19 protein-coding genes are annotated in these 26,957 nt (G+C 66.8%); 18 read left to right on the top strand and 1 reads right to left on the bottom strand.

Translation table 11 applies throughout. From position 1 onward, the window contains the following. Positions 1 to 212 precede the first annotated feature (212 nt). The 13 genes from V5734_RS12265 to V5734_RS12205 all read left to right on the top strand — a co-directional run bounded on the left by V5734_RS12265 (position 213) and on the right by V5734_RS12205 (position 20,129). On the top strand, positions 213 to 1,592 hold the full coding sequence (locus V5734_RS12265; RefSeq protein WP_347309933.1) for an aminotransferase: 1,380 nt from the start codon (positions 213 to 215) through the stop codon (positions 1,590 to 1,592). 6 nt (positions 1,593 to 1,598) lie between these two features. After that, entirely contained in the window at positions 1,599 to 3,632 is a 2,034-nt protein-coding gene (locus V5734_RS12260; RefSeq protein ID WP_347309932.1) for a hydantoinase/oxoprolinase family protein, read from the top strand. Continuing rightward, positions 3,629 to 5,260, top strand: a complete 1,632-nt coding sequence (locus tag V5734_RS12255) for a hydantoinase B/oxoprolinase family protein (RefSeq protein ID WP_347309931.1) — start codon at positions 3,629 to 3,631, stop codon at positions 5,258 to 5,260. Before V5734_RS12260 ends, V5734_RS12255 begins: the two co-directional genes overlap by 4 nt. Next, positions 5,257 to 6,039, top strand: coding sequence for an SDR family NAD(P)-dependent oxidoreductase (locus tag V5734_RS12250; RefSeq protein ID WP_347309930.1), 783 nt, complete (start codon positions 5,257 to 5,259; stop codon positions 6,037 to 6,039). Before V5734_RS12255 ends, V5734_RS12250 begins: the two co-directional genes overlap by 4 nt. 172 nt (positions 6,040 to 6,211) lie before the next feature. Then, positions 6,212 to 7,075: an FAD binding domain-containing protein gene (locus V5734_RS12245; RefSeq protein ID WP_347309929.1), complete on the top strand. Its 864-nt coding sequence runs from the start codon at positions 6,212 to 6,214 to the stop codon at positions 7,073 to 7,075. Positions 7,076 to 7,088: 13 nt separating this feature from the next. Then, a complete protein-coding gene (locus V5734_RS12240; protein ID WP_347309928.1) occupies positions 7,089 to 7,577 on the top strand; it encodes a (2Fe-2S)-binding protein in 489 nt (162 codons plus the stop codon). Then, positions 7,574 to 9,886, top strand: coding sequence for a xanthine dehydrogenase family protein molybdopterin-binding subunit (locus V5734_RS12235; protein ID WP_347309927.1), 2,313 nt, complete (start codon positions 7,574 to 7,576; stop codon positions 9,884 to 9,886). The genes V5734_RS12240 and V5734_RS12235 overlap by 4 nt, the downstream gene beginning before the upstream one ends. A gap of 376 nt (positions 9,887 to 10,262) precedes the next feature. Next, positions 10,263 to 12,281 (top strand): hydantoinase/oxoprolinase family protein, encoded by a 2,019-nt coding sequence (locus V5734_RS12230; RefSeq protein WP_347309926.1) that lies wholly within the window; start codon positions 10,263 to 10,265, stop codon positions 12,279 to 12,281. Further along, a complete protein-coding gene (locus V5734_RS12225; protein ID WP_347309925.1) occupies positions 12,278 to 13,903 on the top strand; it encodes a hydantoinase B/oxoprolinase family protein in 1,626 nt (541 codons plus the stop codon). Before V5734_RS12230 ends, V5734_RS12225 begins: the two co-directional genes overlap by 4 nt. Then, a complete protein-coding gene (locus V5734_RS12220) occupies positions 13,900 to 14,682 on the top strand; it encodes an SDR family NAD(P)-dependent oxidoreductase (RefSeq protein WP_347309924.1) in 783 nt (260 codons plus the stop codon). Before V5734_RS12225 ends, V5734_RS12220 begins: the two co-directional genes overlap by 4 nt. A gap of 66 nt (positions 14,683 to 14,748) precedes the next feature. After that, positions 14,749 to 17,199: a GcvT family protein gene (locus tag V5734_RS12215; protein WP_347309923.1), complete on the top strand. Its 2,451-nt coding sequence runs from the start codon at positions 14,749 to 14,751 to the stop codon at positions 17,197 to 17,199. Positions 17,200 to 17,226: 27 nt separating this feature from the next. After that, positions 17,227 to 18,606 carry an aspartate aminotransferase family protein gene (locus tag V5734_RS12210; protein ID WP_347309922.1) on the top strand — a complete coding sequence of 460 codons (1,380 nt, stop codon included), beginning with the start codon at positions 17,227 to 17,229 and terminating at the stop codon, positions 18,604 to 18,606. Positions 18,607 to 18,656: 50 nt separating this feature from the next. Beyond that, on the top strand, positions 18,657 to 20,129 hold the full coding sequence (locus V5734_RS12205; RefSeq protein ID WP_347309921.1) for an aldehyde dehydrogenase family protein: 1,473 nt from the start codon (positions 18,657 to 18,659) through the stop codon (positions 20,127 to 20,129). On the opposite strand, the gene V5734_RS12200 is transcribed toward V5734_RS12205, so the two are convergent. Continuing rightward, on the bottom strand, positions 20,113 to 21,039 hold the full coding sequence (locus tag V5734_RS12200) for a LysR substrate-binding domain-containing protein (RefSeq protein ID WP_347309920.1): 927 nt from the start codon (positions 21,037 to 21,039) through the stop codon (positions 20,113 to 20,115). The genes V5734_RS12205 and V5734_RS12200 overlap by 17 nt on opposite strands. A 279-nt stretch (positions 21,040 to 21,318) precedes the next feature. On the opposite strand from V5734_RS12200, the gene V5734_RS12195 reads away from it, so the two are divergent. The 5 genes from V5734_RS12195 (at position 21,319) to V5734_RS12175 (ending at position 26,956) form a co-directional block, all read left to right on the top strand. Next, complete coding sequence (locus tag V5734_RS12195; RefSeq protein WP_347309919.1) at positions 21,319 to 22,191, top strand: FAD binding domain-containing protein; 873 nt, start codon at positions 21,319 to 21,321, stop codon at positions 22,189 to 22,191. A 64-nt stretch (positions 22,192 to 22,255) separates the two neighbouring features. Continuing rightward, a complete protein-coding gene (locus V5734_RS12190; RefSeq protein WP_347309918.1) occupies positions 22,256 to 22,750 on the top strand; it encodes a (2Fe-2S)-binding protein in 495 nt (164 codons plus the stop codon). Beyond that, positions 22,747 to 25,137, top strand: a complete 2,391-nt coding sequence (locus V5734_RS12185) for a xanthine dehydrogenase family protein molybdopterin-binding subunit (protein WP_347309917.1) — start codon at positions 22,747 to 22,749, stop codon at positions 25,135 to 25,137. Before V5734_RS12190 ends, V5734_RS12185 begins: the two co-directional genes overlap by 4 nt. Further along, entirely contained in the window at positions 25,134 to 25,697 is a 564-nt protein-coding gene (locus V5734_RS12180) for a CoxG family protein (RefSeq protein WP_347309916.1), read from the top strand. The genes V5734_RS12185 and V5734_RS12180 overlap by 4 nt, the downstream gene beginning before the upstream one ends. 122 nt (positions 25,698 to 25,819) lie before the next feature. After that, the gene (locus V5734_RS12175) at positions 25,820 to 26,956 is read left to right on the top strand and encodes a branched-chain amino acid ABC transporter substrate-binding protein (protein WP_347309915.1); all 1,137 of its coding nucleotides are present in this window, start codon (positions 25,820 to 25,822) and stop codon (positions 26,954 to 26,956) included. The last annotated feature ends 1 nt before the right edge of the window (position 26,957 follow it).

Here is a 26,957-nt window from a genome sequence, read left to right as displayed (position 1 = left end):
ACGCCGGGCGGTATTTCCCTTTCGCGAGGGGAGTTATGTAACATATTGAATGTGCTGTAATATCCTATGGATGCACCGTGGACACCGGGAAGCCCCCTTGCGACGGATCGTGGCCAGCGATGGAAGTACAGGAAAATTTGCTTGACCGAATCGCGATGGCAGCCACAGATTTCTTATAAACAGAATAAACTTCCGAAAATAGGAAATTGGCAATGGACGCCCTCGTGAACTCCGTACATGCCCGCGACAAGCGCTCGCATCTGCATCCCTTTACCAATCTGGCGGCGCATCCCGATTGCGACCCCACGGTCTTCGCGCGCGGAGACGGCATCCACGTCATCGACGACGCGGGGCGGCGCTATATCGAGGGGTTGGCCGGGCTCTGGTGCGCGTCGCTCGGCTTCTCTGAATCGCGTCTGGTCGATGCGGCGATGCGGCAGATGCGCGACCTGCCGTTCTATCACAACTTCGCCCACAAGGCGGTGGAGCCCGCGATCGAGCTTGCCGACTATCTGGTGAACCGGGTCTCGGCGCCGATGGGCAAGGTGTTCTTCACCAATTCCGGGTCAGAGGCGAACGACACCCAGGTCAAGCTGGTCCGCTACTACAACAACCTGCGCGGCCGGCCGGAGAAGAAGAAGATCATCGCCCGGCGCGGCGCCTATCACGGCATAACACTCGCGGCGGCGAGCCTGACCGGCATGCAATATGCCCACAATGCGTTCGACGTGCCGCTGCCGGGCATCCTGCACGTGACCTGCCCGCACTACTACCGCCAGGCCCGCGAGAACGAGAGCGAGGCCGAGTTCACCTCGCGCCTCGTCTGCGAACTGGAACAGCTGATCGAGCGCGAGGGTCCCGGGACGATCGCCGCCTTCATCGCCGAGCCGGTGCTGGGCGCCGGCGGTGTCATTCCCGCGCCTGCGGGCTATTTCGAGGCGATCCAGCCGCTTCTCAGGCAGCACGACATCCTGTTCATCGCCGACGAGGTCATCACCGGATTCCACCGCACCGGCGGGCTGCTTGGCTGCGACACCTACGGGCTGCGCCCCGACATGATCTCGATGGCCAAGGCGTTGTCGGCGGGCTACCAGCCGATCGGCGCCGTGATGATCTCCGACGAGGTCCACGAGGTGTTGGTCGAGGGCAGCCGCCGCTTCGGGCTCTTCGGTCACGGCTTTACCTATTCCGGCCATCCGGTGCCGGCGGCGGTCGCGCTGGAGACCCAGCGCATCTACGACGCCGACGATACCGGGGCGCATGTGGGCCGTGTGGCGGGCCGCTTCCAGTCGCGGCTGCGGGCGCTCGGCGATCACCCGCTGGTCGGCGAGGCGCGCGGCGTCGGGCTGATCGGCGGGCTGGAACTGGTCGAGGACAAGGCGGCGCGGCGTAACTTCGACCCCGCGCGCAAGGTCGGCCCGTGGGTGGCGAACCGTGCCCAGGAACACGGGCTGATCGTGCGGCCGCTGATCAACGACACGATCGCGGTCTGTCCGCCGCTGATCATCGCCGAGCCGCAGATCGACGAGCTTTTCGACGCACTCGGCCGCGCGCTCGACGATGCGCTGGCGGTCTTCGAGATCGGGGCCTGAGACGCCATGCGCGGGGAGGGCGAAGAGATGGGCGGCGGCTGGCGGGTTAGCATCGACATCGGCGGCACCTTCACCGATGTCGTAGCCGTCGCGCCCGACGGCGCGATCAGGACGGCGAAGGTCGACACGCGCACCGACGACCGTGTTCTGGGCCTTATCGCCGCGCTCGATGCGGTCGGGCTTGGCTGGGAGGATGTCGGTGACCTGATCCACGGCACGACCATGGTTACCAACGCGATCGTCGAGGACCGGCTGGCCGACGTGGCGCTGGTGGCGACGCGGGGGTTTGCCGACACGCTGGCGATCGGGCGGCAGAACCGGCGCCATCTCTACCGGCTGGATCTGCAGTCGAAGCCAACGCCGCAAGTACCCGAGGCGCGGCGCATGGAGATCGGCGGGCGCCTCGATCACACCGGGGCGGAGATCGAGCCGGTGGACGGGGCCGGTATCGCCAAGGTGGCGGAGCGGATCGCCGAATCCGGCGTTCGGGCGGTGGCGGTGTCGCTGCTGCATTCCTATGCCAACGGCGCCCACGAACGACGCTTGGCCGCGGCGCTGAAGGACCGCGTGCCCTTCGTCGCCATGTCGCACCGGATCAATCCCGAGGCGCGCGAGTACGAACGCACCGCGACCACTGCGCTCAGCGCCGGGCTGATGCCCCTGGTCGGCGACTATCTCGACCGGCTGGAAGCCATCTGTCCCAAGACCACCCATCTGCACCTCTTCCATTCCGCCGGCGGCATGGCCTCTCCCAGTGCGCTGCGCGACCTGCCGCTGGCGATGGCGATGTCGGGCCCGGCGGCCGGTGTCGTCGCCGCAAGCACGCTCGCCCGTGATCTCGGGCTCGACCTTGCGATCAGCTTCGACATGGGCGGCACGACCACCGACATCTGCCTGATCCGCGAGGGCCAGGCGCAGGTGTCGAGCGACCGGGAGCTTGGCGGGCGGCCGCTGCGCCAGCCGATGATCGCCGTCGATTCGATCGGCGCCGGCGGCGGCTCCATCGCCCGGCTGGATCACGGCACGCTTCGCGTCGGGCCGGACAGCGCCGGGTCGTTCCCCGGCCCGGCCTGCTACGGACGCGGCGGGACGCTGCCGACGGTCAGCGACGCGAACCTCATTCTCGGCTATCTGGAGCCTGAAAAGACCCTCGGCGATGGTCTCAGGCTCAGCCCCGGGCGCGCGCGCGAGTCGATGGCGCCGCTCGCCGCCGGGCTTGGTCGCCCGGTCGAGCAGGCCGCGCTTGGCGTGATCGAGTTCGCAAACGCCGCGATGATGCAGGCGCTGCGTCGCTCCACGGTCGAACACGGCATCGACGGGCGCGAGGCGACGCTTGTCGCCTTCGGCGGCGCGGGGCCGATGCATGCGGTCGCGGTGGCGCGCGCCTTCGGCATGTCCCGCGTCATCGTGCCCGCGCATTCGAGTGTCTTTTCGGCGCTCGGCTGCGTCAGCGCCGAGATGTCCTATGCGCAGCAGCAGACGGTGCGGATGGCGGTCGGCGACTGGGACGTCGCGGTGCTGGGGAGGATTCGGCGCGACCTCAGCGGGACGATCTCCGCGCCGCTCCGCGCCGCAGGCTTCGGCGATGCCGACATCGTCACGCGCGAGGTGGCGGCACTGCGCTACAGCGGCCAGAGCTACGCGATCGAGGTTCCCGATCCCGATTTCGCCGACCCCGAGGCGCTCGGTCGCCGGTTTGTCGCGCTGCACGAACGGCTTTTCGGCTACGCCACGGACGAGCCCTGGCAACTCGAGGCGATCCGCATGCGCGCGGCGGTGCCGCACGGGCGCGGCCCGCTGGGCATGCCGGCGATGGCCGGCACTGCCGCGCGGCCGGTCAAGATCCGGCCCTGCGTCTTCGACGCCTCCGGTCCGGTGCCGACGCCGCGCTATCGCCGCGACGATATCGGTGCCGGCCAGATCATCGCCGGCCCGGCCATCGTCGAGGATGCCTCCGCCACGATCGTCATTCCCCCGGACGCCAGCGCATCGGCCGACGACCGCGGGCATCTGCACATCCTGACCGGAGTGAGCCAATGACGTTCCGCATCGATCCCGTGACGCTCGAGGTGATCCGCAACGCGCTCATCGCCGCGGCCGAGGAAATATCGCTCGTCGTCATGCGCTCGGCCCGCTCGCCGCTTCTGCGCGAGGCGGGCGACCATTCCTCGGTGATCACCGATGCCGACGGCTTCCTCATCGCCCAGGGGCGCGACGTGCCCATGCATATGGGGGTGATGAGCTTCACGGTTCGGGAATTCCTGCGGCTGGTGCCGAAGAAAAGGCTCGCCCCCGGCGACGTGTGGTTCCTGAACATCCCCGCCATCGGCGGCAACCATCTGCCCGACGTCAAGGCGATACGCCCGGTCTTCATCGGCGGCGACCTTGCGGCCTTCGCGGTCAGCCTCGCGCACTGGGCCGATATCGGCGGCGCGGTGCCCGGCTCCTACGTTGCGGGTGCGACCGACGCCTGGCAGGAAGGGCTGCGAATTCCGCCCTTGCGCGTCTTCACCGCGGCCGGCGCGGACGAAGAGAAGCTCGGCATCATCCTGGCCAATGTGCGCGGCGCGCCGGAACGCAGGGGCGACATCCTCGCTCAGGTGGCCGCGACGCGGGCGGCCGAGCTGCGCCTGCAGGAGATCGCGCGCCAGCACGGGACGGGGCTGCTTCGGGCGGCCATGGCGGCGATCCACGACCGCGCCGAGGCGCAGATGCGCGCGGCGATCGTCGCGATCCCCGACGGCGATTACGAAGGCGAAGACTTTCTTGACGACGATGCCGGCGGGGGCGGTCCCCTGGCGATCCGGGTCCGCGTGCGGATCGCGGGCGCGACCGCGCGCTTCGATTTCAGCGGCTGTGACGATGCGGCGCGCGGGCCGGTCAACACCACGCCTTTCATCACCGCCGCCTCGGTCTTTTACGTGATGAAGGCGCTCTTCGGGCCGGAGATCCAGCCGAGCGGCGGCTGCTACCGCCCGTTCGAGATCATCACACGGCCCGGCAGCGTTCTGGACCCGGGGCCGGACAAGCCGGTCGTCGGCGGCAACCACGAGACCTCGCAGCGGATCGCCGATGCGGTGTTCCGTGCCTTCGCCGGTGTCGTGCCGGAAAGGGTTACGGCCGGCGGGCCGACGACCTCGGGCCTGATCCTCTTCGGCGGGCGGCGGGCCGACGGCGTCTGGACCACGCTCTACGAGACCCATGGCGGCGGCGAGGGCGCGCGCGCCGACCGCGACGGGGCGCCGGTGATCCGGGTGCACATGTCGAATGTGATGAACACGCCGGCCGAGGTGATCGAGGCGGAATATCCCCTGATGATCGAGGCCCAGGCGCTGCGCCGCGGCTCCGGCGGGGCGGGGCGGCATCGCGGCGGCGACGGGCTGCACCGGGTCTACCGGATCCTGTGCGAGGACATGTCGGTAACGTCGATGTTCGAGCGCCGGGTGATCCCGCCCTACGGGCTTGACGGCGGCAAGCCGGGCGCCTGCTTCCGCGTCGAGGTCAGGCCGAGGGAAGGCGACGCCTACGACCTGCCCGGCAAGGCCAACATCCGGCTCGGCCCCGGCGACCGGGTGATCGTCGAAAGTTGCGGCGGAGGTGGCTACGGCCCGCCTGCCGGAGCAGAGATCAAACAGGAATCCACGAACCAGAGGAGTGAACTCGCATGAAACTGAAGAACAAGAAGGCCATCGTCACGGGCGCCGCCAAGGGCATGGGCGCCGACATCACCACCACGCTGGCGCGCGAGGGCTGCGACATCGTCCTGACCGCGCGCGATACCGCCGCCCTCGACGATGTGGCCGGGAAGGTCCGCGACCTCGGCCGCAAGGCGCACGTCGTCGCCTGCGATGTGATCGAGGAGGATCAGGTCGCGGCAATGGTCAGAAAGGCGCTCGAGCTCTTCGATGGCCGGATCGACATCCTCGTCAACGTCGCCGGCGTCACCGGCCCGATCGAGACGCCGGTGCAGGACATCAAGGTCGACGATTTCGACTATGTGATTATCGCCAACGAACGCGGCACCTTCCTGCCGATCAAGCATGTTGTGCCGACCATGATTGCGCAGAAGGAAGGCAAGATCGTCAACATCTCGGGCACGTCGGGGCTCAGGGGTTATCCGATGCGCACCTCCTACAGTGCCTCGAAATGGGCGGTGCGCGGCATCACCCGGACCGTGGCCCTGGAACTTGGCCCCCACAACATCAACGTCAACGCGGTTTGCCCCGGCATCGTCGAGACGCCGCGGATGATGAAGCTCTGCGAGGGCAAGGCCAAGGTCCGTGGCTGGACCGTCGAACAGGTCTACGAGGAATACGTCCAGGACATGGCGCTGAAGCGGGTGACGCTTGGCCAGGACATCGCCAACGCGGTGCTCTTCCTCGCCTCGGAGGACGCGCGCCAGATCACTGGCCAGCACATCGCCGTTGACGGCGGGTGGGACGTCTGACCGTGGCCGCATCCCGCCGAAGCCGGACTACATGCCGTCACGCTGCACAAGGCGACGGCGGAACCAAGCTCTCGGGCTTCGGGCGCGAGAAGGGACTCGCGGCACTCGCGGCCCATTACCAGGTGAAGTGCATCACGGCGCGCATCTGACGACAAGGGATGAGGACAAGACCATGTATGGCGAATTCGATCTGACTATTCCGGAGACATTGCAGGAGGCGGTGAAAGTCCTGGCAGCCGCCGGCAAGCGTGCGGTGCCGCTTGCCGGTGGAACCAACGTGCTTGTCGATGTGCGTTCGCAGCGCCTCGCGCCGCACCGGATCGTCGATCTCGGCCGTATCGGCGGGCTGCGCGGCATCAGTGTCGAAGGCGGGCGCGTGACGCTCGGGCCACGCACCACGATAAGCGAGCTGCTCGCCTCGGACGAGATCGCGAGGACCGCCCCCGCGCTTGGGGACGCGGCGCGCGTCTTCGCCGGTCAGATGGTGCGCAACGCCGCGACCGTGGCGGGAAACATCGCCTGCGGTTCACCCGCCGCGGATCTGGTTCCGCCGCTCTTGGCACTCGATGCCGAGGTCACGCTGACCGGCGCGCGCGGCAGCCGGACGGTCGCGCTCTGCGACTACTACACCGGCTACAAGGCGGATCAGAGGGCGCCCGACGAATTGATCACCGCGATCTCTTGGCCGGTGCCGGTGAAGGGCACGTTCGGCAGCTTCTACAAGCTGGCCCGCCGCAAGGGCGATGCCATCACCGTTGTCGGCGTCGCGGTCGGCCTCGGCCGCAAGGAGGGGTGCTGCGCCGGGGTGCGGATCGCGCTCGGCTCGGTCGCGCCGTGCCCGATACGCGCCCGCAAGGCAGAAGGCGTGCTCGAGGGCGAAGCGCCGACGGCGGAGCGGATCGCCGAGGCGGCGCGCATCGCGGCAGAGGAATGCAGCCCCATCGACGATGTCCGCGCCACCGGGGAATACCGGCGAAAGATGGTCGAGGTTCTCGTGGCGCGGTTGGTCAACAGCGCCGTTCAGGCCGGAAAATGAGGGAGTGCGAAAGATGGGCACGGAAAAGACGATCACGCTTCGCATCAACGGGTGCGACGAAACCGCCGAGGTGCCGCCGCACAGGACGCTTCTCGAGGCGCTGCGCGGGCTTGGCCATGTCGATGTCAAATGCGGCTGCGAAAAGGGCGACTGCGGCGCCTGCGCCGTCCTAGTCGACGGCGAGGCGGTCGATAGCTGCCTGACGCTGGCCCGGTCTGCGGAAGGGCGGGAGATCACGACCCTGCAGGGCCTCGGCACGCCGGAAGCACCCCATCCGCTCCAGCAGAGTTTCGCCGAGCTTGGCGCGGCGCAGTGCGGTTACTGCACACCCGGCATGATCATCGCCTCGGAATCCCTGCTGCGCAAGAACCCGGCGCCGAGCGACGACGAACTGCGCATCGCGCTGAGCGGCAATCTCTGCCGCTGTACCGGCTACGTGAAGATCTTCGAGGCCGTCCAGGCCGCCGCCGCCGTGATGCGCCAGACGGGAGAGACGATATGACCGCCCATGACACGACCCAGCCCAATCTGAGGTTCAGCCAGGTCGGCAAGTCGCTGACCCGCACCGATGCGCCGGGCAAGACCACGGGGCGCACGCCCTATGCCGGCGACTACGTGATGCCGGGCATGCTGCATGCCAAGGTGCTGCGCGCCGATATCGCGAGCGCCCGGCTGAAGCGGCTCGACGTGTCGAAGGCGCGCGCGTTGCCGGGCGTGGCCTGCGTGCTGACCGCCGCAGACATGCCCGACCGCACCATCGCCACCGACATTCCCGGCCAGACCGGGCGTGACCGGCTGAAGACCGACCAGCAGATCCTCGTCAAGGAACGGGTGCGCTATTTCGGCGAGCCGCTCGCGCTGATCGCCGCCGAGACGGCCGACATCGCCGAGAAGGCGCGCCGCCTGATCGAGTTCGAGCTGGAGCCGATCCCCGGCGTCTACGACCCCGAAGAGGCCATGAAGCCCGGCGCGCCGGTCGTTCAGGGCACCGACAATGTCGTCGCCACCCACAAGATCCGCAAGGGCGACTCCGAGGCGGGCTTTGCCGCCGCCGACGCGATCGTCGAGAACACCTATGTCACGCCCTTTCAGGAACACGCCTTTCTTGAACCCGAGGTGGGGCTTGCCTGGATCGACGAGAACGAGGTCATCACCATCCGCGTCAGCACCCAGGTGATCGAACATTTCCGCGCCGTGGCCGATGCCGTCGGCGTGCCGCACAACAAGCTCAGGATCATGGGCGCGCTTGTCGGCGGCGGTTTCGGCGGCAAGGAGGACGTGACCGTCGAGACCTATCTGGCGGTTCTCGCGCAGAAGACGCGCAAGCCGGTGCGGCTTGAGTTCAGCCGCGAGGATTCCTTCGTCGGCCACGGCAACCGCCATGCGATGAAGCTGAAATACCGCACCGGCGTGACCCGCGACGGCAGGATCACCGCGCTCGACGTGCAGGTCATCGCCGATGCCGGCGCCTATGTCTATCTCAGCCCCTACGTGCTGCTCTACTGCGCGGTCAATGCGCCGGGGCCCTACCGGGTCGACAACCTCAACGTCTTCGCCCGCGCGGTGGCCACGAACAACATGTTCACCTCGGCATTCCGCGGGTTCGGCGGCATCCAGGCCGCTGCCGCCTATGAGCAGCAGATGGACGAGGCCGCCCGCGCGATCGGCATGGATCCGCTGGAGTTCCGCCGCCGCAACTACCTTCAGACCGGCGATGCGATCTCCACCGGCTTCGTGCCGCCAAGCGCGATCTGGACCGAGAAATGCGCCGATCTCGCCTGGCAGGCGCTGGGAGAGCCGACACCCGCACCGGGCGGGTCGGTGAGGATCGGCCGCGGCATCGCCGCCTGCCAGCAGAGCTATGGCCGCCTGACCTTCCTGCACGACACCTCCGAAGCCTGGGTCGGCATCGAGATGGACGGCACCGTGACCGTGCGTTCGGGCGTCACCGATATAGGCGCCGGGCAGGCGTCGTCGCTGGCGCAGATCGCGGCAGAGGTGCTTGGCGTGACGCTGCCCAATGTGACCGTCTACAACTCGGATTCGCAGGTGACGCCGCTCGCCGGCACCACCACCGCGTCGCGCGCGCTCTATATGACCGGCAATGCCGCGCGACTCGCCGCGCAGGCGGTGCGCGACCGGCTGGCCGACGTGGCGGCGGAGCTGTTCGGGGCGGCGCCCGCGCAGATCGGCATGGAGTTCAACCGTGTCTTCGTCACCGATGATCCCGAGCGGTGCATGGGCCTTGCCGAACTGGTCAAGGTCTGCGCGTCGCGCGGTGTGCACCGGTCCGAACTTGCCATCTTCCGCGCGCCGTTCACCGATGTGCTCGACCCCGAGACCGGGCAGGGGCAGGCACATCCAGACTATGCCTACGGGGCGCATGCGATCGAAGTCGCGGTCGATACCGAGACCGGCGAGGTGACGGTGCTGAAATCCGTCGCTGCCCACGATGTCGGCCAGTGCATCAACCGCGCCGCGGTCGAGGGTCAGATCCACGGCGGCGTCCAGAACGGCCTCGGCTACGCGCTGAGCGAGGAAATGCTCTACAAGGAAGGCCGCCTGATCACGCCGTCGTTCAGCGAATACCTGATGCCGACGGCGATGGACATGCCGCCGGTCGAATCGATCATCCTTGAATCGCGCAGCGGTCTCGGCCCGTTCGGGGCCAAGGGGATCGGCGAGCCGTCGATGACCCCCGTCGCACCGGCCGTCGCCAACGCCATCGCCGACGCGATCGGCGTGCGAGTGTTCGAAATGCCGATCACGCCGGAACGAATCTGGCGCGCGCTCGAAGCGGCGCGGGCTTGAAGGCGCGTAATTGCGTCGGCGAACGCGTTCCGAGATTCGAGACATCACACCCCCGGCGGCCAGCGCTTGCAGGCCGCCGGACCGCTTTATTGCGGCCCTCGGATGGGGCTGGTTGGCGAGTACCGCCAGCACATTGACCCGGACGCATCCGGGGCGACACCGCGCCTGACCGATCACGGCCGGGCAAAAGCAGATCAGGTACCAATTCGTGTGCGAACCGAAGCGGGCGTCCGCAACCGAACCTCTGCATAGAAACTATCTATTCTATAAGAAAGTATAACATATTTTATCTGATGCTGCTCGCAATGTGATGTTGACCCCAACGAGCGTGATTGCCGGCAGCGGCGATGCGCAGGGTTGAATTGGGGACTGAATCATGACGGCAGCCTGGCAGCTGGGGATAGATATCGGCGGAACCTTCACGGACGTGGTCGCGGTGAATCCCGCGGCCGGCAGCGTCAGGATGGCGAAAGTGTTGAGCCAGACCGATCCGGTCGAGGGCATCCTCGCCGCCTGCGGATCGGTCGGGCTTGAACTTCCCGATGTGACCGACATCATGCATGGCACGACCATGGCGACCAACGCCATCGTCGAAGGCCGGCTGGCGCCGATCGCGCTGATCGCCACCGAGGGATTTGCCGAGGTTCTCGACATCGGCCGGCAGAACCGGCGCGAACTTTACAAGATGGCCGTGACGCCACGTCCCGAACCGCTGGTTCCCGGAGACCGCCGTCTTGAGGCGAAAGAGCGCATCGACGCCCAGGGCGACGCGATCACGCCGCTGAGCGACGAGGAGATTGCGCGGCTGGCACGCGATGTGAGGGCCTTCGGGGTGGAGTCGGTGGCAATCTCGCTGATCCACAGCTACCAGAACGGCGCGCACGAGTCGCGGATCGGCGACGGCCTGAAGGGCATCGTGCCATATGTGGCGCTTTCGCATCAGCTCAATCCCGAACCGCGCGAATACGAGCGGACGAATTCGACGGCGATGAACGCCGCGCTGATGCCGCTCGTCGCACGCTACCTCGAACGGCTTCTTGACCGGATCGGCTCGCAGACCGGGCTGCACATGTTCCATTCGGCCGGCGGCATGGCCTCGGCGGCCTCAATCTCGTCGCGGCCCCTGGCCCTCGCGCTGTCGGGGCCCGCGGCGGGCGTCGCGGCGGCGGCGTCGGTGGCGCGGCGGCTCGATCTCGACCATGTCATCTCGTTCGACATGGGCGGTACCACGACGGATGTCAGCATCATCGTCGACGGCAAGGTGCAGATCGACAGCAACCAGCGCATGGCGGGCTATCCGATCCGGCAGATGATGGTGGCCGTCGAAACCATCGGCGCTGGCGGCGGCTCGATCGCGCGGCGCGACGGAACGGCCGTGCGCGTCGGACCGGACAGCGCCGGCGCCAGTCCGGGACCGGCCTGCTACGGGCTGGGCGGAACCCAGCCGACGGTGGCCGACGCCAATATCATTCTCGGCTATATCGAGTCGGGTCGCGAACTCGGCGGCACCGTGCGCCTCGATGTGAAAAAGGCGGAGCAGGCCTTCGCCCCGCTGGCCGAGGCTTTCGGCACCACCATCCACGAAGCCGCCCTGGGTGTGCGGCGGGTGGCCAACGCCAACATGGCGCGCGCGCTCCGCCGCGTTACCGTCGAGCACGGGGTCGATGCCCGCGCCTGCACCCTGCTGGCCTTCGGCGGCGCCGGGCCGATGCACGCGGTCTCTCTGGCCCGCGAATTCGGCATCCGGAAGGTCGTGGTGCCGCGCTTCTCCAGCGCCTTCTCCGCCTTCGGCTGCATGACAGCCGAGATGAGCTATGCCGAGCAGCGACCATTGCACATGCAAAGCAAGGCCTGGAACGCGGCGGAACTGGTGGCCACCGTGGACGCGATGGCCGACCGGCTTGCCGATCCGCTGACGCGGGCGGGCTGCGCCCGCGTAGACCAGCGCGTGGCGGTGGCCGGGCTGCTGCGCTACACCGGGCAGAGCGACGCGGTCGAGATTTCGCTTGCCGCGCCCTACGACCTGAAGACGGTCGATGCGGCCTTCAAGGCCACGCACGAACGGCTCTACGGATTTGCGACCGACGAGGCGTGGGAGATCGACACGCTGCGCGTCACGGTGTCCTCTCCGCCCAAACAGGACCTGTCGGCGCTTGCCGCGCACACGGCGGATACGGCGCCGGAGCCGGTTGCGCTCCGCAAGTGCTGGTTCGAGGGCGGCACCGAACGCGACACCCCCTACTACGACCGTGACCGCCTGCCGGTGGACTGGAAGGTCGCCGGACCGGCCATCATCGAGGATGCCTGGTCGACCATCATTGTCGATCCTGGCGCGACGGCCTGGGTCGACGCGCACGAGCATCTGCACATTGCCGTGGAGGCGGACCGAGCATGAAACCCGAAGTCAACATCAGACCCGACCCCTTCACGACCGAGGTCATCCGCAACGCGCTGACCGCGATCGCCGAGGAGATGTCCCTGGTCATCATGCGCTCGGCACGCTCGCCGCTCTTGCGCGAGGCGGGCGATCTGTCCTCGGCCCTGACCGATGCCGATGGTGGGCTGATCGCGCAGGGGCGCGACATTCCGGCCCATCTCGGGATCATGGGGTCGACGGTCCAGGAATTCCTGAAGCGCGTCCCGAAGGGCCGGCTGCAACCGGGTGACGTGTGGTTCCTGAACATGCCCGAGGTCGGCGGCAACCACCTGCCCGACGTCAAGGCGATCCGCCCGGTCTTTGCCGAGGGCGCGGTTCAGGCGTTCGCCGTCTGTCTGGCGCACTGGGCCGATGTCGGCGGCGCGCGGCCCGGAAGCTACGTTCCCGACGCCCGCGACGCCTGGCAGGAGGGGCTGCGAATTCCGCCGCTGCGCGTCTTCACCAAAGAGGGCACCGACCGCGAGAAGCTGGACGTGATCCTTGCCAACGTGCGCGGCAGCGAGGAGCGCGAGGGCGACATCCTGGCGCAGATGGCGGCGACCCGTTCGGCCGACGAGCGGTTGCAGGAACTGTTCGCGAGCTACGGCGCCGCGACGGTCCAGGCGGCGATTGCCGACATTCATGACCAGTCCGAACGCCAGATGCGCGCGGCCATCACCGAGATTCCCGATGGCGAATATGTCGGCGAGGACTTCCTTGACCATGACGGTATCGACGATCATCCGATCGCGGTGCGGGTGCGCGTCACCATCGCCGGTGATGAAGCGACGTTCGACTTCAGCAAGACGGACGACGCCGCCAAGGGGCCGCTCAACGCCACGCCGTTCACCGCGGGCGCCAGCGTCTTTTACGCGATGAAGGCGATCGCCGGGCCGGACATCCAACCCAACGCCGGTTGCGGCCGGCCGCTCAAGGTCATCACACGGCCCGGTTCGCTGGTGCATCCGCCCTGGAGCCGGCCGGTCGTGGGCGGCAACCACGAGACTTCGCAGCGCATGGTCGACGCGATCTTCAAGGCGATGGAGGCGGTGGTGCCGGAACGGCTCAGCGCCGGCGGTTCGACGACCTCGGGGTTGCTGCTGTTCGGTGGCACCGATCCGCGCACCGGCGGCTGGACCACGCTCTACGAGGTCCATGCCGGCGGCGAGGGGGCACGGGCCGAGCGTGACGGCTGTCCGACGGCGCGTCCGCACATGTCGAACGTGATGAACACGCCCGCCGAAATGATCGAGACCTTCTACCCGATCCGGATCGAGCGCCAGGCGCTGCGTCATGGGTCCGGTGGCGCGGGCCGGCATCGCGGCGGGCCGGGGCAGGAACGCCACTACCGCATTCTCGCCCACGAAATGGCGATGACGAGCATGGTCGAGCGCACCGTGATCCCGCCCTACGGGTTGCAGGGCGGCGAGTCGGGCCAACCGTTCGAGATCACCATAGAGCGGGCAAACGGCGAGCGTCGTCAGATTTCCGGAAAGACCCATGTGACGCTCTTCGAAGGCGATTGCGTCATCATGAAAACAAGCGGCGGCGGCGGATACGGCGTGCCGGCAGAACAAGCGAGGAAACAGGAGAAATCATGAAACTCGAAAACCGCAAAGTCATCATCACCGGCGCCGCACAGGGCATGGGTGGTGTCATCACCCGCAAGCTCGCCGACGAAGGGGCCGAACTGTTCCTCACCGCCCGCACGCGTGGCCCGATCGAGGAACTGGCCAAGGAGTTGAAAGGCAAGGGCGTCAAGGTCGACTTCCTGGAAGGCGACTGCACCATCGAGAAGGACGTCAAGGCGGTCGTCGCCGCCGCGCTCAAGTTCTTCGACGGCAGGATCGACGTGCTGGTGAATGCCGCCGGCGCCACCGGCCCGATCGAGACCCCGGTCTGGGAGCTTGAGTCCGACGATTTCACCGATCTTCTGCGCAAGAACATCATCGGCCCGTTCCTGCCGATGAAACATGTGATGCCGACGATGGTCAAACAGCGCTACGGCAAGATCGTCAATATCGGCGGCGGGTCCGGCCTGCGCGGCTATCGCTACCGCGCCGCCTACAGCGCCTCGAAATGGGGTGTCCGTGGTCTGACCCGGTCGGCGGCGCTGGATGCCGGCGAATACAACATCAACGTCAATGCGATCATGCCGGGCATCGTCGAAACGCCGCGGATGGAAAAGCTCTGCCGGGTGAAGGCCGAGAAGCGCGGCTGGACCTACGAGCAGGTCTACGATGAGTACCTGTCCGAGATGCCACTGCACCGCGTGACCTATCCCGAGGACATCGCCAACGCGGTCATCTTCCTGTCCTGCGACGACTCGAAGAACATCACCGGCCAGGAAATGGCCATCGACGGCGGCTGGACAGCCTGACGATCCGTGAAATCGCCCGGGCGCTGGATTGCGGCGCCAGGGCACGTCAACACAAACGGTGACAAGATGGCGGGCGACCTACCCACACATGCGGAAATCGTGATCGTCGGCGGCGGCGTCGCGGGGGCGAGCCTTGCCTGGCAGCTCACGCGGCTGGGCAAGCGCGACATCGTCCTTGTCGAGCGCGGCACACTGACCTGCGGCACGTCGTGGCACGCGGCCGGCCTGATCATGCAGATTCGCGCCACCCATGCGATGACCGACCTGTCGCGGTTCAACGCCGAGGTCTATCCGGAGTTGGAGGCGGAGACCGGCTTGTCCACCGGGTTCAAGCAGAACGGCACACTGGCCATCGCGCGCAACGCCGATCGTTTGCACGAATTGAAACACCGGGCCTCGATCGCCAAGACATATGGCATCGCCGCCGATCTCATCACCGCGCGCGAGGCGGGCGAGCTTTACCCGGGTCTTGACACCTCGGTGGTCGAGGGGGCGCTGTTCATCCCCAAGGACGGCCAGCTCAATGCCGTCGATACCGTGATGGCCTTCATGGCCGGCGCGCGCAGGAACGGGGCGCGGGTGTTCGAGAACAGCCCGGTCACCGACATCGCACGTCTGGGGGCGACCGGCGGCTACCGGGTGACCACGCCCCAGGGCACCATCACCTGCGATACGCTGGTGCTGGCCTGCGGGCTGTGGACGCGTGAGCTGGCGGCGCGGCTCGGGGCGGTCGTGCCGCTCAACCCGTGCGAACATTTCTACGTCGTGACCGACGCGCTCGACATCGCCAAGCCCGGGCTGCCTGTGCTGCGCGACACCGACGGCTATGTCTACATCAAGGAGGATGCCGGCAAGCTTCTGGTCGGCGCCTTCGAGCCGCAGGCGAAACCGCTGCCGATGCGTGCCCTGCCGGCGCGGGCGGAGTTCATCGAACTTCCCGAGGACTGGGACCATTTCGCGCTGCCCTATTCGAAGGCCTGCGAATCCGTGCCGGCGCTTGAGAAGGTGGGCATCAGCCATTTCATGAACGGCCCCGAAAGCTTCACGCCGGACGCGAATTTCGCCATCGGCGAGGTGCCGGGCCTGCCGGGGCTGTTCGTCTCCGCCGGCTACAACTCGGAAGGGTTCGAGATGGCGCCGGGCGCATCGCGCGCACTGGCGGAATGGATTGTCGAAGGCGAAGCCACGATGGATCTGGCCGACGTCGACGTGGCGCGCTTCCATCCGTTCCAGATGAACACATCCTATGTCGAGGCCCGCGCGGCGGAATCGCTGAGTTCGATCTTCCACATGCACTGGCCGAACCTGCAACGCCATTCGGCCCGGCCCGCGCGGAAAAGCCCGCTGCACGACCGGCTCGCCGCGCGCGGGGCCTGTTTCGGCGAGACGCTCGGCTGGGAGCGCGCCAACTGGTACGCGCCCGCCGGCGTGGAGCCGCGCGACCGCTATTCCTGGCACCGGCCGAACTGGTACGAACACACCGCCGCCGAATGCCGCGCCACGCGCGAGAACGTGGCACTGTTCGACCTCAGTTCCTTCGGCAAGCATCTTGTGCAGGGCCGCGACGCCTGCCGCCTGCTGCAACGGCTCTGCGCCAACGACGTGGACGTCGCACCGGGGCGGATCGTCTATACCCACATGCTGAATCGCCGGGGCGGGATCGAGGTGGACGTCACCGTCAATCGCCTTGCCGAGGACCGTTACATGGTCGTCTCCTCGGCGGCGTTCCAGCCGCGCGACCGGGCCTGGATCGAGCGGCATGTCGCGCCCGATGACCGGGTGTGGGTGAGCGACGTCACCTCGGGCTGGGCGGTGCTGTCGGTGCAGGGGCCGCAATCGCGCGGCCTGCTACAGGGTTTGACCGATGCCGACCTGTCGAACGAGGCATTCCCCTTCGCCAGTTCGCGCGAGATCGACATCGGTTACGCCCGGGTTCTGGCCAACCGGCTGACCTTCGTCGGCGAACTGGGCTGGGAGCTCTATGTCCCCACCGAATTTGTCCAGGACGTCTACGACCGGATCGCTGCGGCCGGTGCGGGCGTCGGGCTGCAACACGCCGGATATCACGCACTGGAGCATCTGCGCTCGGAACGCGCCTATCGCGAATTCAGCCTCGACCTGACGCCTGATGACACGCCTTATGAAGCGGGGCTTGGCTTTGCCGTCAAGCTCGACAAGCCGGGCGGGTTCATCGGCCTTGACGCGATCGCCCCGCAACGCGGGCAGGTTCTGAACAAGCGCCTGGTGATGTTCTGCCTCGAGGATCCGGGGCCGGATCTGCACAAGGACGAACTGATCCGGATGAACGGCGAGGTCGTCGGTTATCTTCGCTCCGGTGTCTACAGCTTCACGCTCGGCCGGGCGATCGGCATGGGCTATGTCCGGCACGAGGGCGGCGTGTCCGCCGCGCTTCTGCGCGAAAACACTTTCGAGATCGAAATCGCCGGCGAACGCCACCCGGCGCAGGCGTCGCTGCAGGCGTTCTTCGATCCCAAGGGGGAAAGGGCGCGCGGCTGACCCCGGCCGGCATATTCGGAGGACGACATGAAACACAGTACCCCCAACTCACTTCAGGCCCGCGACGTGAAGTATCACCTTCACCCGTTCACCAATCTCGCCCAGCTCGAGGAGAGCGGGCCGGTCGTCTTCAACCGCGGCGAAGGGATCTACGTCTACGACGACGACGGCAAGCGCTATATCGAGGGGCTTTCCGGGCTTTGGTGCGCGTCGCTCGGGTTCAGCGAGAAGCGGCTCGTCGCCGCCGCGACACGTCAGCTCGAGGCCTTGCCGTTCTATCACAACTTCGCGAGCAAGGCGGTTGAGCCTTCGATCGAACTGGCCGACTACCTGATCGAACACGCGCCGGTGCCGATGTCGAAGGTCTTCTTCACCAATTCGGGGTCGGAGGCGAACGATACCCAAGTCAAGCTGGTCTGGTATTACAACAACATCCTCGGCCGGCCAGAAAAGAAGAAGATCATCGCGCGGCGCGGCGCCTATCACGGCATCACTGTCGCCGCCGCCAGCCTGACAGGGCTGCAATATGCCCATAACGCCTTCGACCTGCCGATCGCGAACATCATCCACACCGACTGCCCGCACCACTATCACTACGGCGAGGACGGCGAGAGCGAGGCGGACTTCGCCAGGCGCCTTGCCGCGAACCTGGAACAGCTCATCGAGGCCGAGGGCCCCGACACCATCGCCGCGTTCATCGCGGAACCGTTCCTCGGGGCCGGCGGCGTGATCGAGCCGCCGAAGGGATACTTCGAACTGATCCGGCCGATCCTGGAGCGTCATGACATCCTCTTCATCGTCGACGAGGTGATCAGCGGCTTCTTCCGTACCGGCGACCGTTTCGCGACCGAGACCTACGGTCTGAAACCCGACCTGATCTCGATGGCCAAGGCGCTGTCGGCGGCCTATCAGCCGATCGGCGCCGTGATGGTGTCGGAAAGGATCTACCAGGTGTTGCTCGAGGGCAGCCGCAAATTTGGCATGTTCGGCCACGGCTTCACCTATTCCGGTCATCCGGTGCCGGCCGCGGTGGCGCTTGAGACGCAGCGCGTCTACGACGACCTGAAGATCGGCGACCATGTCAAATCGGTGTCGAAACGGTTCCTGAGACGGTTGCACGCCCTCGCAGATCATCCGCTGGTGGGCGAGACCCGCGGTCTCGGTCTGATCGGCGCGGTGGAACTCGTCGAGGACAAGGCGGCGAAGCGCAACTTCGATCCGGCGCGCAAGGTCGGACCGCGGGCGATGGCGCTTGCCGCCGATCACGGGCTGATCGTGCGGGCTTTGGTCAACGACACGCTCGCCTTCTGCCCGCCGCTGATCATCGGCGACATTCAGGTCGACGATATGTTCGACCGCTTCGGCCGCGCGCTCGACGACCTGGCGGCGGAACTCGCCAGGCAATAGCGCCGCTTCGGCCACGCGCCGATCGGGGAGGTCAAGGGAAAGGAACAGCCATGACACATATGGACAAATGGAGCGTCGCCGACGACCTCGACCTCAAGATGGTCATCGGCGGCGAGCGGATCGAGGCGTCGAACGGCGCCCGGATCCAGACCGAGGACCCGGCGACCGGCCGGGTGATCGGCAGTTTCCCCGCCGCCACCGCCGACGATGTCGGCCGCGCGGTCGAGAATTCGCGCGCCGCGCTCAAGGGCGACTGGCGGTCGATGACACCGACCGCGCGGGGGCGCGTACTGGCCCGCGCGGCGGCGATCCTGCGGCGCGAGGCCGAGCGGATGGCCCGGGTCGAGACGCTCGACAGCGGCAAGCCGCTGCGCGAGGCGAAAGGCGACATCGAGACTTCGGCCAGCTATTTCGAATATTATGCCGGCATGGCCGACAAGCTGCAGGGCGACAGCATCCCGCTCGGGCCGGACTACATGTCCTTCACGCTGCACGAGCCGGTCGGCGTCACCGCCCATATCATCCCCTGGAACTTTCCGCTGACCACGACCGCGCGCGGCGTCGCCCCGGCGCTGGCGGCGGGTTGCACCGCTGTGGTGAAGCCCGCCGCGCTGACGTCGCTGACCTCGATCCTGATGGCCGACATCCTTGAAGAGGCGGGCTTGCCGGCCGGGGTCTACAACGTCGTGCCGGGCCACGGGCGCGAGGCCGGGTCCGCGCTGGTCGCCCATCCCGACATCGCGCATGTCACCTTCACCGGATCGGTCGCCACCGGCATCGGCATCATGCAGAGCGCCGCCACGCATGTCGCCTCGGTGACGCTGGAACTGGGCGGCAAGTCGCCCCTTGTGGTTCTGGCCGACGCCGATCTGGATGCAGCGGTCGAGGGCACGCTGAAGGCGATCTACATGAATGCTGGCCAGGTCTGCTCGGCCGGATCGCGTCTGGTGGTCGAGCGCAAGGTCCATGCCGCGATGATGGAGCGGCTGGTTCCACGGGTCGAGGCGATGATGCCGGGCCACGGACTTGACGATGCCGCGATCGGCCCGCTGGTCTCGGCCGCGCAGGTCGGGCTTGTCGCGGGCTTTGTCGACGATGCCCGCAAGGCCAACAGCCTCAACGTCGTTGCCGGTGGGCGCAGGCTGTCGCCCGCAGGGATGGAGAAGGGACATTTTTACGCCCCGACGATCATCGACGATGCCCCCATGGACGCCCGCGTGGTGCAGGAAGAGATCTTCGGCCCCGTGCTGACCGTGCAGATCGTGGATTCGCCCGAAGAGGCGATTGCGGTCGCCAACGGCACCGAATTCGGACTCTGCGCGGGCATCTACACCCGCGACATCTCGCGCGCGATGGCGTTTGCCCGCGACGTCGATGCCGGCCAGGTCTTCATCAACCAGTATTTCGCCGGCGGCGTGCCCACGCCCTTCGGCGGCACCAAGATGAGCGGCTTCGGACGCGAGAAGGGCCTTGCCGCGCTGGCCAGCTATTATCGCGTCAAATGCATCACGACGCGGTTGTAAGCGGCCGCCCCTTGGGCGAGTAGAGCTTGACGCAGATGTCCTGGAACGTCTGGCAGCGACGTGTCAGGCGGGATGTCGGCGCCCGGACCGTGCACATGTGCTGCATGGGCAACTCGTCGGTCAACGGCCGGTAGTGGATTCTGATCCCGTCATAGGTCATGTCCGAAAGCGGGCGCGTCACCAGGATCGAATAGCCGCGCCCCTGGCCGACGAGGCTGCGAACCACCTCGAAGGATTGTGCCGTGTGGGCGATCTGCGGTGCAATTCCGACGACATCGAACAGCGTGAGGAAATAGCGCTCTGCCGGCTTTGAGTTGAGCAGGATGAAAGGCTCGTCGCGCAACTCGGCGAGCGACACCGCGGGCCGGTCGAGCAGGCGATGCCCCTCAGGCAACACGGCCTGCGGGGGGGCGGTGTGAATGCGGAGTTTCAGGAACTCGTCCGGCAGATCAATGTCGTAGGCGAGCGCGACCTCGATCTCGCCGGTTGTCAGTTTCTCGAGCATGTCGTCGACCGTGTCCTCGTGAATCTCCAACTTCACCCTTGGGTGCTGGCGCGCGAATTCGGCGATGATCCGTGGCAAATAAACGGGCGCGAGCGTCGAATAGCATCCGACCGTCAGCGTGCCGGTCAGCTCGTGGCCCTGGACCCGCGCCAACGCTTCGAAATCCTCGGCCTGGCGCAGAAGGTTGCGGGCTTGCGGCAGCAGCCGATGCCCGGCGGCGGTCAAGGACACCCCCTTGGCATGCTGGCGGACGAAGAGCTCCAGGTCGAGCAGTTCCTCCATCTTCAGGATCGCCCAGGACACGGACGGTTGCGCGACATTTGCCAGGCGCGCGGCCTCCGCGATGCTGCCCGTCTCGGCGGCGGCAACGAAGTAGCTGATCTGGCGTAGCGAGACCTTGAGCATGCTTTCCCTCGATGTGCGGAACAGCGCAAAGTTTTCTTACAAGTATCTATCTATGTTGCGGCAGGCAACAACAGGAAATCTGTTCATTCAGGCGTTTCAATGCCGTGATTGTGGAGTGTTTAAGATATAGATTTTAACTTTACAATAGTAAGAAAAAATACATTTTCCACATGAACAACGCCATGCAAGGCTGGTCCCAACCGGAGCCGTACAGGTAGCGGCCCGGTTCGCCAGCCCGGCGATCATCTGCCGGCGCTGCGTCGGAGCAAGGAGACAGAAGTGAAACCCGCGGCATTCGACTACCATCGCCCGGACAGCATCGAGGAGGCCTGCGCGCTCCTCGCCGAACACGGCGCGGATTCCCGCATTCTTTCCGGCGGTCAGAGCCTGGTCCCGCTGATGAACATGCGAATCCTGTCTCCGGCGGTGCTGATCGACATCAACCGCTGCCGCGATCTGGCCTATCTGCGCGAGGAGGGCGGCGTGATCGCCTGTGGCGCGCTCACCCGGCAGGGAGAGGCCGAGACGAGCGATCTTGTCGCCGCCCGGCTGCCGCTGATGGCGGCCGCGATGCCGCATGTGGGGGTGCGCGCCAACCGCAATTTCGGCACGGTCTGCGGCAGTCTCGCCCATGCCGATCCGCTGGCGGAACTGCCGAGCGTGGCGTCCGCACTCGACGCAACCTTCGTCATCGCCAGCAGCCGCGGGCGGCGCGAGGTCGGGGCCGACGAGTTTTTCGTTTCAGCGCTGACCAACTGCCTCGAGCCGGACGAGATGCTGGCCGAGGTGCGGTTGCCGGCCATTCCCGAGGGCGCGCGCTGCGCTTTCCTCGAAATCGCGAACCGCGCGCACGGATTTGCCGTCGCGGGGATCGCGGCCTGCGTCGAATTCGGCCCTGACGGGCGATGCTCTCGCGCCCGGCTGTCGGCGATGGGCGCAGGCGATACCACGGCGCGGCTCGGCTCGGTCGAGGCGCTTATCGAAGGCCAGCGGCTTGACGATGCGCTGATCCGCGCGGCGGGCGCCGAGGCCGCGGCAGCGGCCGATCCGGCCGGCGACGTGCATGCGGACTCGGCCTATCGCGCCGAAGTCATCGGTTCGCTCGTCCGCAAGGTCCTGCGGCAGATGCAGGGAGCGGTGGTCGAAAGATGAGCCAGGCCAAGCACCCAAACCCCCTCCGCCGCCATGCCGCGGAATGGACCGCGAGGAAGATGCCATGAGTGCCAAGAAGGTCACCGTCCGGATGAAGGTGAACGGCAAGGACTACGTCCGGGAGGTCGAGCCGCGTTATCTGATGGCGGATTTCCTGCGCCACGAACTGCAACTCACCGGCACCCATATTGGCTGTGAGCATGGTGTCTGCGGCGCATGCACGGTGCTCATCAACGGCAAGACGGGCCGGAGCTGCCTGCAATTCGCCGCCGCGCTGGACGGGGCCGAGATCACCACGGTCGAGGGCATCGCCGGCGACGGCCCGCTCCACCCGGTGCAGGAGGCGTTCCACGACGCCCATGCGCTGCAATGCGGCTACTGCACGCCGGGTTTCCTGATGACCACGATCGAGTTCCTGAAGACGAACCCCGAACCCGACCGTGACGAGATACAGCAGGCGCTGACCAACAACATGTGCCGCTGCACCGGCTACGTGAACATCATCGACGCGGTCGAGGACGCGGCGAAGCGGCTGCGCGAGGGGGCGCGCGAGGCATGAAGGCGATCGAGGATTTCACGCTGATCGGCAAGACCGTCCTGCGCCGCGAGGACAGCTATCTTATGCGCGGCAAGGCGCAGTTCCTTGACGATCTTCCCGAACCGAAGGGGCTGATCCACATCGCCTTCGTCCTCAGCCCCTATGCGCGCGCCGACATCCTGTCGGTCGATGCCAGCGCGGCCAAGGCCCTGCCCGGCGTGATCGACGTGTTGACCGGCAAGGATCTTGCCGGCGACATCAAGACCTTTGCCCCGGTGATCGAGATCGACGGCTATCACGACGTCCGCCGCCCGGTCGTGGCCATCGACCGGGTGAACTTCGTCGGCGAATATGTCGCGGTCATCCTGGCCGAAAGCCCCTATGCCGCGCAGGACGCGCTCGATCTGGTCGATATCGACTACGACCCGCTGCCCTCGGTCGCGGGGATCAAGGCGGCGCTTTCGCCCGACGCGCCGGTGCTGCATGACCATCTTGGCGACAACCTGATCTTCCGGACCGCATTCGAGACCGAGGATTTCGACGCGCGTTTCGCCGAAGGCGACGTGGTGCTGGAGGAGGAGTTCCAGCTCGGCCGCGTCACCGGCGTGATGATCGAGCCGCGTGGCTGCATGGCCTGGCCGGACCCGATCGCCACCAACATGACGCTTTGGACGCCGACGCAGATCCCGCACATCGTGCGGACCGCGATCGCCGACCACCTCGACATCCCGGAATCGGTGCTGCGTGTGGTGACGCCCGCCGTCGGCGGCGGCTTCGGCACCAAGGCCCATGTCTATCCCGACGAGTTGATCGTCGTCGCGCTGGCGCGACGCTACGGCCGGGCAGTGAAATGGGTGCAGGACCGGCGCGAGGATCTGCTGACAAATGCCCATGCCCGCGAACATATCCTGAAGCTCAGGGTGGCGGTCGCGAATGATGGCGAGATCCGCGCCGCCCATCTCGACGTCAGGACCAATTGCGGCGCCTATCCCAACCATCCCTATTCGCCGACGCTGGAGGCGACGGCGGCGGTGCGGATGATGCCGGGGCCCTACCGGATCCGGAACTACAAGTACGATGTCTGCTCGGTCACGACGAATACGGCGCCGACCGGCGCCTATCGCGGCACCGGGCAGCCCTCGGCCTTCCTGGCCATCGAGGGGATGATGGACCGCATCGGCCGGCGCCTCGGGCTCGACCCGGCAGACGTGCGGCGCCGGAACGTGATTCAGCCCGAGGAATTTCCCTATGTGAACGTCGTCGGCGTGCGCTACGACACCGGCAGCTATTCCCAGTCGCTCGAACGCGGGCTCGAGATGGTCGGCTATGACGCGTTTCGCGCGGCGCAGCCGAAGGACCGGCTGGTCGATGGCAAGTATCGCGGCATCGGCATCTGCAACTATACCGAGGTTTCCGGCACCGGCGCGCCCGGCTGGCGGGTGCGCGGCTTCGCCAAGATGCCGGGCTTCGACAGTTCGCGCGTCGTGGTCGAGCCCGACGGCAAGATCACCGTCTATGTCAGCCAGGCCGATGCCGGGCAGGGCCACTATACGACCTTCGCGCAGATCGCCGCCGACCGGCTTGGCGTGTCCTGGGAGGACGTGATGGTGGTCGAGGGCGATACCGCCAAGACTCCCTACGGCACCGGCACTTTCGCCAGCCGCGGATCGGTCGTCGGCGGCGGCACCGTCATCCGGTGCAGCGACAAGGTGGGCGTGAAGATCCGGCGCATTGCCGGGTACATGCTGAATGCCGATCCGGAACGCCTGGTGCTGAAGGACGGGCGGGTCATCGACCCCGAGGACGCCGACCGCAGCCTCAGCCTGCGCGAGGTCGCCGAGACCGCCTATTCGATGAACAATCTCGGCTTGCCGCAGGGCGAAGAGCACGGGCTTGAGGCGACCGACTATTACGATCCGCCGATGGTGACGATGGCCAATGGCACCCATGTGGTTCAGGTCGCCGTCGATCCCGAGGACGGCCGGGTAGAGATCGAACGCTACGCCGTGGTGCACGATTGCGGGCGGGTCATCAACCCCAAGATCGTGGAGGGGCAGGTCCACGGCGCGACGGTGCAGGGCATCGGCGAGGCGCTGATGGAGGAGATCGTCTACGACGACGAGGGCCAGCATCTGAACGCCAACCTGCTCGATTATCTGATCCCCACCGCGATGGATGTTCCCAATCTCGAGCTTTCGCATATCGAAACGCCGAGCATCGACACCGTCGGTGGCATCAAGGGCGCGGCCGAGGGCGGGCTGACCGGCGCGGTGCCGGCAATCGCCAACGCGGTCAGCGACGCCCTGTCCGGTCTCGGCGTCAACATCACGCGGGTGCCGCTGAGGCCGGCCTATGTCTTCGAACAGATCCGTCAGGCCCGCGCGGAAAGGGAGAGCAGCGAACAATGATACTTGAAGGTGACACGCTGATACCGGCCGACCGCCACAAGGTGTGGAAGGCGCTTAACGATCCCGAGGTGCTGCGCGCCTGCATTCCGGGCTGCCAGTCGCTGGACCAGCTGTCCGACACGGATTTTACCTCGTCGGTGCGTGCCGCCATCGGCCCGGTCAGCGCCACGTTTGGCGCCAAGATCACGCTGAGCGAGATCGAGCCGGATCGCGGCTACACGATCACCGGCGAGGGCAAGGGCGGGGCGGCCGGCTTCGCCCGCGGCAGCGCCCGCGTCGATCTCGCGGATGAGGCCGGGGGCACCCGGCTGCGCTACAAGGCCGATGTCAATGTCGGCGGCAAGCTCGCCCAGGTCGGGTCGCGGCTGATCCAGGGTACGGCGAAGAAGCTGTCGGAGGAGTTCTTCGGCCGCCTGGGCGAGACGCTTGGCAGCGAAGCGCCGGCTGAGGGGCCCAAGCTGCCCAAGGCTGCGCCCGCCGGCACATCCAAGCCGTGGCTCCTGTGGGGCGCACTCATCGCGGTCGCGGCGATCGCGTTGGGACTGTGGATTGGCCGCTAGGGGCGGCGACCGAACGTGCGGTGTCCGACGGCAAGGTCCGCGCACGGAATTGAAATGGGACGCGGCCATCGCGGGTCATGGTGACCGGGTGGCAAGAGCAATAACCAGGGAGGACTGGAAAAATGACCGACAATCTGTCTAGACGTGGTGTGTTGACGACGTTTGCGCTTGCGGCGACGGTGGCGCTGGCGCCGCTGGGCGCGGTGGCCCAGGACAAGCCCAAGATCAAGCTGGGGTTCATCGGGCCGGTGAGCGGCGGCAATGCGCAGCAGGGTCTCGGGGCGCAGAACGGGTTCCTGCTCGCCATCGACCAGGCGAATGCGGGTGACTATCCCTATCAGGTCGAGGGGGTGGCGCTCGACGATGCCTCCGACCCGCAGACCGGCGTGGGCGCGGCGATGAAGCTCGTCAACGACCCCGAGGTCGTGGCGGCGATCGGTCACTGGAACAGCCCGGTGGCGCTGGCGACCATGCCGGTCTTCAACCGCTTCCAGATGCCGTTGATCGTCTGGGGCGCGATCAGCCCGAAGATCACCGATCAGAACCTGCCGGAGGTGACGCGGGTCACGCCGACCCTGCTGGCCGAGAACCTGCCCCTGGCGCAGTGGGCGGCGAGCGATCTCGGGGTCAAGTCGGTTGCCATCGTCGCCGACACCAGCGACTACGGCACCGGCAACGCGGATGCGTTCGGGTCGTTCTTTGCCGCAGCCGGCGGGCAGATCGTTTCGACCGACCTGCTTCCCGTGGGCACCACGGACTTCCGCGCCATCCTGACCAAGATCAAGGATGCGGGCGCCGACGCGATCTATTTCGGTGGCGTGATCACCGAGGCGGGCATCCTGCGCAAGCAGCAGGTGGAACTGGGACTGGACATCCCGATGTTCGGCATTTCCGGCTTCTACGACCCCGAGTTCATCGCGCTCGCGGGCGGTGCGGCCGAAGGCACGATGGTCAGTTATCCGGCGGCGCAGTCGAATCCGAAGCTGGACCAGATGCACGCCGACTACGCCGCACATGGCTTCGCCGAACCGGAAAGCCCCTATACCAAGTACGCCTATGACGCGGCCAACATCCTGCTCGCGGCGATCCGCGAGACGGGTATCGACGACAAGGCGGCACTGGCCGCTGCGATCCGCGGCATCTCCTATGACGGCGTTCTTGGCACCACGACCTTCGACGCGAACGGGCAGACGCAGATCCCGGTGGAGGTCGAGATCAAGGTCGTGAAGGGCGGAGAATGGGTGACTCTCGAGGAGTAAG

Origin of the sequence: Defluviimonas sp. SAOS-178_SWC (genome assembly GCF_039830135.1) — a bacterium.
Lineage (GTDB): Bacteria > Pseudomonadota > Alphaproteobacteria > Rhodobacterales > Rhodobacteraceae > Albidovulum.
The sequence above is the reverse complement of the archived record's forward strand: the minus strand, read 5'-3'. Positions and strand labels throughout refer to the sequence as shown.